We start from the raw sequence: 5,967 nt of genomic DNA, 5'->3' as shown, positions 1-5,967 counted from the left end.
CCAGATTAGGGGGCGAGTTCGGGATCTCGGCGCCTGCGGTGGTCGTTTCGCTAGCGTCGCGCTTCTATATGTGATAATGTCCTTTATCACACACTCTAGGGACCATGATCGCATGACCGGGACGGCCGCCACGACACCCCCGCAACGTCGCCCCGTCATCCGGGCCGTCAGTTTCGATGAGGCCGGCGCGGCGATCGGCAGCTTGCTGCCGATCGCGCGGCCGCCCACACGCGCGGCCGAAACCGGCGCATCCGGCAAGGTCGCGGATTTCCTGCTGGCCTGGTGGAACGGCGACGAGTGCGGGCATTTCCCGATCATCCACTTGTGCAACGTCGATGCCGTCGATGCCGTCATTGCCGAGGATATGCTTACGGTCATGGCCTATCTGGCGCAGGAGTCGACCACCTACGCCGATGCCTGGGGCTACCGCGACGCGATGGGCGACCTTTGGGTGCGCTATCGCGGCGACCCCGCAGAGAGCGTTTAAACGCCTCCGAAGATCCACCGCAAAAAGGGATGCCGGCATGATCGAAAATGACGACGAGGCTTTTGCCGACAACTACGCCGAGCGCGACCAAGCCAAGGCGCTGTGCGAGCAGGCGCGCGCGGGCGGGTTGCGTTTCGAGGCGTATCTACCCGGCGACATGGCCGATTGGCTGTTGGCGCAGGTCGAGCGGGGCCATTTCGTTGATCCGTCCGAGGCGGTGTTCGCGATCGTCAAGAACTTTATCGACATGGAGCCGCACCGCGATTTGCGCGACGAGCTGCTACGCCGGATATTAGACGAGTCGGTTGCGCGCGGGCTTGAGGACGTGAAGGCGGGCCGCGTTCGTCCCGCTGATGAGATGTTTGACGAATTGCGCCGGGAGCTGGCGAAGCCTCGCCCCGAGCCGGCCCGTTGGCAGAAGATCGCACGATGAACCAGCTCGCCCCCCTGCCCTCGCCGGCGCTGGCGTTGCCGGCCTTGATCGCGGCGGCCGACGACGCCACGCGGCTGCGCTTCCTTGAGTTCTTCGCCGTCACCATTCGCAACCCGCATACGCGCCGCGCCTATATGCGCGCGGCCGGCGACTTCCTGGCCTGGTGTGAGGCGCGCGGCGTCGCCTCGCTTGAGGCCGTGCAACCGCTCCACGTCGCGGCCTGGGTCGAGGCGCTGGGGCGCGAGCTGGCCGCGCCCAGCGTCAAGCAGCAGCTCGCCGGCGTGCGCCACCTGTTCGACTGGCTGGTGACGGGCCATATCGTGCCGGTGAACCCTGCCGGATCGGTGCGCGGGCCGGCGCATAGCCAGCGGCGCGGCAAGACGCCGGTGCTGGCCCCGGACGAGGCGCGGCGGTTGCTCGACAGCATCGACGTGACCACCCATGCGGGCCTGCGCGACCGCGCCCTGATCGGGTTGATGGTCTATAGTTTCGCGCGGATCGGCGCGGCGCTAGCGATGCGGGTCGAGGACGTGTTCATGCAGAACAGGCGGCTATGGGTCCGACTGCACGAGAAAGGCGGCAAGCGCCATGAAATGCCCTGCCATCACAATCTAGAGGATTATCTGACCGCCTATATCGACGGGTGCGCGCTGCGTGAGGATCGCAAGGGATCGCTGTTCCGCACGATCGCACGCGGGACTAAGCGACTAAGCGATACCCCCCTGCCCCAAGCCAATGCCTTCGCGATGGTGCGCCGGCGCGCAGGCGCGGCCGAGATCGGGACGGCGATCGGCAACCATTCGTTCCGCGCGACCGGAATCACCACCTATCTGAAAAACGGCGGCACGTTGGAGACGGCCGCGACGATGGCGAACCACAGCTCTACCCGCACGACCCAGCTCTATGACCGCCGGCCCGATGACGTGACGCTGGACGAGGTGGAGCGGGTGTTGATCTAGGCGGCGATCGCTGGCGCACATCCCCAGCGCCCGCCCTGCCAATGGAACCCTACCTGCTGCGCGTTGCTGATCGCGGGCGGCTCGCCCTTGTGCCAGAAACCGAGCATCTTGCCCCGATCGTCCAGATGAGCGTCGGCGACGATCGCGCGCGCGGCCTGGATGAATTGCCCATGCCCGAACACATAGACCAGCGAAGCGGCCGGCATGGCGGCGAGGCGGGCAAGCGCCGCCTCGCAGCGCCGGAGCAGATTGGCGAAGCTCTCCGCCCCCTCCCCGTCGCAATAATCAGGATCGGCCTCGCTCCAATAGCGTTCGAGGTGCGGCATCCGCTCGGCGCTGCGCGTGCCGTTCCAGCGCGCCGGTTGCAGATAGGTGAACTCTTCTATCGGCCAGACTTCGACCGGGACGCCGGGGAAGCGCGCGATCGTCGGCGCGGCCGTCTGCCGGGTGCGGGTATAGGGCGACGTGACGATGAGCGCGGGCGCTTGCGTCCAGCTCGCCGCGACCTGGCGCGCTTGTTCGTGGCCGTGCTCCGTCAGCTCGATCGTCGCGAGATCGCGACACGGCACGCCGGCGTTGCCTGTAGATTCGCCGTGGCGGATGAAGATCGCCCGCATATGCGTCATCTATCCGAATACCTCGCTATGCGAGCCAAGGCGCGCGAGGCGCAGCGTTTCGTCGTCGGGCTTGGCGTAGATCAGCACCAGATCGGGCTTGACGTGGCAATCGCGGTAGCCCGCCCAATCGCCGCTCAGATCATGGTCGCGGTATTTGGGATCAAGCGGCGTGTCGGTCGCGAGCGCGGCCAGGACGGGCAGAAGATCGGCATCGAGGGTCGCTCGATGTCGGCCCTTTGATTCCCGCTTGTAGTCGCGCTTGAACCGGGTCGAACGATCAATCGTCCGCATGGAGGTCCGCCATCAGCGCATCGACGCTGGCAAACTTGGTCCCCTTCCCCGCCGCCAGCTCTGCCATTGCCTCGCGTGTCGCGGCGTTCGGAACCTTGACCTCGAAAGGCAAGCGCCGTTCGTCGGCGATACGCAGCATCAGCAGCCGGATAGCGTCGGAGATCGAAAGGCCCATCGCGCCCAGCGCGGCGGTGGCGCGTTCCTTCGTCGTATTGTCGATCCTGGCGCGGACATAGGTGTCGGAAACAGCCATTGGGATTTCCTTCTGAAAACGTAGTCCCAATGTAGTCACAAAATCTGATTTTGGCAATGGGTGCGGTGATTATGCGCCTGCCGCTGGCGCGGCACCGTGGCTCTAGTCGCTCACGCTCCCCAAGCCCGCAAGCGGTCTTGGCCCAAGGTAACGATCCACATGGCGGAAGCGAGATCGCTGCGCGGATCTCGCGCAGCAGTGCCGGGGGAAAGGCGGTCCCGGCCGCCTCTCCCCCGCAACGGCAATCAGCGGGACCGTGGCTCACTCGGCTGCGCCTCCCTGCGCCGCGCACCACTCCCGCAGATTCCCGCTGCCCCCCTCTCTCGCCGGCGTTCTTGGGCGTCCGTGTTCCGGCCGATGGCATGGCCATCGCCGGACAGGCGATTTGAAGGGAGTAAAGACGATGACCCACGAAACCCGCGAAAGCTGGCTCAATGCCGTGGCGCAGGGCATGGCTCTGCTGTTCGAGGCGCTGGACGCCCCCCTGCCCGACCGCTTACGCGTGGCGATCGGCTTCACCAGCAGAGGCGCGAAGGGCAAGGCGATCGGTGAGTGCTGGGACAACCGACTTAGCGCGGACGGGCATTTTGAAATCTTCATTCGCCCGGACCTAGCGCACGCGCCCGATGCGATGCCGGCGCAGATCGCGGCCATCCTCGCGCATGAGCTGGTCCATGCCGCCGTCGGCATCCCGGCAGGGCATGGGAAGGCGTTTAAACGGGTCGCGCTGGGGCTGGGGTTGGTCGGGCCTATGCGCGCCACCACCCCCGGCGAGGCGTTCCTTGCGGCCGTCGCACCGATCCTCGATGCCGCTGGCCCCCTCCCCCATGCCCGTCTCGACACGGACGGGGAGTCGACCGCGCCCAAGGAGCAGAAAACCCGGATGCTGAAATGCGAGTGCGCGACGTGCGGCTATACCGCGAGGACCGCGCGCAAATGGCTTGAGCAGGCCGGAGCGCCGCTTTGCCCGATCGAGGATCACGGCCAGATGAGCCATGAGGCGCTGGACGATGACAGCGAGGATGAGGGCGGCGAGGACGGCTAGACGCCCTGCCCTTTCATCCGATAGCCGCTTGCGCTATGACCACATGCAAACATGAGTTCATGTAAGGATATTCACATGCCAACAATCGCGATCATCAGCCAGAAGGGGGGCGCGGGCAAGACCACCCTCGCCTTGCACCTGGCCGCAGCCGCCGAGGATTCCGGGCATACCGCGCTGGTGATCGACCTCGACCCGCAGGCGACGGCGAGCCAATGGGCGGCATGGCGGCAGGACGCGCCCCCGGTCGTGATCGACAGCGCCCCCCCTCGCCTTGCCGCCAAGATCGAGCAAGCGACGGCGCAGGGCGCGGAGTTCATCGTGATCGACACCCCGCCCCATGCCGACAGCGCCGCCAGCGCCGCCGTCGAGGCGGCCGACCTGGTGTTGATACCTTGTCGGCCGAGCGCGTTCGACCTGGCCGCGATCAAGACCACGGCCAGCCTTGTGAAGATGCGCGGCAAGCCCGCTTTCGTGATCTTCACGGCGGGAAGCCCGACCGCGCCACGCATGTATGACGAGGCGGCGCAGCTCGTGCAGGGTTACGGGCTGGACGCCTGCCCGCTGCGTGTCGCGGATCGCGCCGCGTTCCGCCATGCGGCGACCGAGGGAAAAACCGTGATGGAGATCGAACCGAATGGCAAGGCGGCCGATGAGGTGCGTCAGCTTTACAAGTGGGCATGTGAACATGTAAACATGCCAGCAGATAGGAAGCGGAGGGCCAGCGCATGAGCCGGAAGGGATCATTGCTTGCATTGCGGGATCGGGACGCAGCGCCGACGCCGGCGACGGCCGAGCCGGAGGGAAGGGCGGCCGCGCCGAGCGCCCGCAGCACTGGCGTAGGCACCGGCAGCAGTTCGAGCAGCAGCCCGGTTGCGCCGAGCCGTCAGGGCAAGAAGGCGATGACGGGCTATTTCAGCCCGGAAATGTCGTTCGCCATGCACATGACCGCCCGCAAGCACGGCATGAGCTTGCAGGACGCGATGGCCGAGGCGTTCAACGACTGGCTCCGAAAGATGGGGGAAAGTCCTGTAGGCAAGTGAGCATGTTCACATGCAAACATATAGCTTAGGGGAAAACTCATGGCCGTGCTAATCGTGTCCGCCATCTTGGCCCAGTCGGCCCGAAGCTGCGATTTTGGCCAGGTTGAAGAACGAACACTGAACGCTTGATTGATTCTACCAGGACCGTTGCTGACCACCGACCTCGTAGATATCGGCTTCCATGGAGCAATTGTAGCTCTCTGCGATGTTGAACATCTCGGAGAGGAGGCTTTGGATTTCCTCATCAAGGGAAATGCCATCCGGATCGGGGTCATAGGCGACGGTCAGTTTGTAATCACAATTGCCGTTTTTTACCATGGCGTAGTCGCGTTCCAGCATCGCCTCAATCCGCTCCCGAGCGGGTTTTCTACCTCTTCCACGCTTGTTGAAGTTCTCGATAATCAGATGCAGGGCGATGCTGGCAGTGGGCGGCTTTTCCGGCAGTTTGGTCTGTGACGGAATAATGTCGAGCGCCCGATAGACGGTCATTCGTGAGACCTTCAGGTCGCGGGCAACGCGGGCCTTGCTGGCGCCGGCGGCAAGGCGACGGCGGATTTCATCGTCATCGACGTTCTTCTTCCGGCCTTTGTAAACGCCTTCGGCGCGCGCCGCTTCGATCCCGGCGCGCTGACGATCCTTGATGAACTTCAGCTCCATATCGGCGACCATGCCGAGTATGGTGATGACCATTCGCCCCATGTCGCCCGCCGTCGTCACCTCTGGCTCAAGGATGCGCAGCGAAGCTCCCTTTTCATCAAGCTCATGCACCAGGTTCAGGACATCGCGCGTGGAGCGGCCGAGCCGGTCGAGCCGCAGCACGACCAGCTCGTCGCCGGTGTGCA

10 protein-coding genes are annotated in these 5,967 nt (G+C 65.0%); 6 read left to right on the top strand and 4 right to left on the bottom strand.

Annotated elements, in window-relative coordinates:
• Positions 1-112: 112 nt before the first annotated feature.
• From AX690_RS09585 to AX690_RS09575, 3 genes are read left to right on the top strand one after another with little or no spacing between them, the layout of a single operon-like run.
• Positions 113-487 carry a hypothetical protein gene (locus AX690_RS09585; protein ID WP_066687741.1) on the top strand — a complete coding sequence of 125 codons (375 nt, stop codon included), beginning with the start codon at positions 113-115 and terminating at the stop codon, positions 485-487.
• Positions 488-524: 37 nt separating this feature from the next.
• A complete protein-coding gene (locus tag AX690_RS09580; protein ID WP_062069509.1) occupies positions 525-920 on the top strand; it encodes a hypothetical protein in 396 nt (131 codons plus the stop codon).
• Positions 917-1,879: a tyrosine-type recombinase/integrase gene (locus AX690_RS09575; RefSeq protein WP_004212934.1), complete on the top strand. Its 963-nt coding sequence runs from the start codon at positions 917-919 to the stop codon at positions 1,877-1,879. The genes AX690_RS09580 and AX690_RS09575 overlap by 4 nt, the downstream gene beginning before the upstream one ends.
• Here AX690_RS09575 and AX690_RS09570 read toward each other — a convergent pair.
• Genes AX690_RS09570 through AX690_RS09560 form a run of 3 tightly spaced genes read right to left on the bottom strand, consistent with a single transcriptional unit; the run spans position 1,876 to position 3,040 of the window.
• Entirely contained in the window at positions 1,876-2,505 is a 630-nt protein-coding gene (locus tag AX690_RS09570) for a histidine phosphatase family protein (RefSeq protein WP_231732160.1), read from the bottom strand. The two genes, AX690_RS09575 and AX690_RS09570, sit on opposite strands and share 4 nt — an antisense overlap.
• A complete protein-coding gene (locus AX690_RS09565; protein ID WP_004212931.1) occupies positions 2,506-2,787 on the bottom strand; it encodes a type II toxin-antitoxin system YafQ family toxin in 282 nt (93 codons plus the stop codon).
• Positions 2,774-3,040, bottom strand: coding sequence for a type II toxin-antitoxin system RelB/DinJ family antitoxin (locus AX690_RS09560; protein WP_004212930.1), 267 nt, complete (start codon positions 3,038-3,040; stop codon positions 2,774-2,776). Before AX690_RS09560 ends, AX690_RS09565 begins: the two co-directional genes overlap by 14 nt.
• 403 nt (positions 3,041-3,443) lie before the next feature.
• On the opposite strand from AX690_RS09560, the gene AX690_RS09555 reads away from it, so the two are divergent.
• From AX690_RS09555 to AX690_RS09545, 3 genes are all read left to right on the top strand, one after another.
• Positions 3,444-4,085 (top strand): hypothetical protein, encoded by a 642-nt coding sequence (locus AX690_RS09555; protein WP_062069512.1) that lies wholly within the window; start codon positions 3,444-3,446, stop codon positions 4,083-4,085.
• A gap of 75 nt (positions 4,086-4,160) precedes the next feature.
• On the top strand, positions 4,161-4,814 hold the full coding sequence (parA, locus tag AX690_RS09550; RefSeq protein ID WP_004212927.1) for a ParA family partition ATPase: 654 nt from the start codon (positions 4,161-4,163) through the stop codon (positions 4,812-4,814).
• Positions 4,811-5,125, top strand: a complete 315-nt coding sequence (locus tag AX690_RS09545) for a ribbon-helix-helix domain-containing protein (protein WP_004212926.1) — start codon at positions 4,811-4,813, stop codon at positions 5,123-5,125. The genes parA and AX690_RS09545 overlap by 4 nt, the downstream gene beginning before the upstream one ends.
• Positions 5,126-5,260: 135 nt before the next feature.
• On the opposite strand, the gene AX690_RS09540 is transcribed toward AX690_RS09545, so the two are convergent.
• Positions 5,261-5,967 (bottom strand): recombinase family protein (locus AX690_RS09540; RefSeq protein ID WP_066730335.1); only part of this gene is annotated, 707 nt, incomplete at its 5' end.

This window comes from Caulobacter sp. CCH9-E1 (assembly GCF_001556515.1).
Taxonomy (GTDB): Bacteria; Pseudomonadota; Alphaproteobacteria; order Caulobacterales; family Caulobacteraceae; genus Caulobacter.
This window is presented reverse-complemented; position numbering and strand designations above follow the sequence as displayed.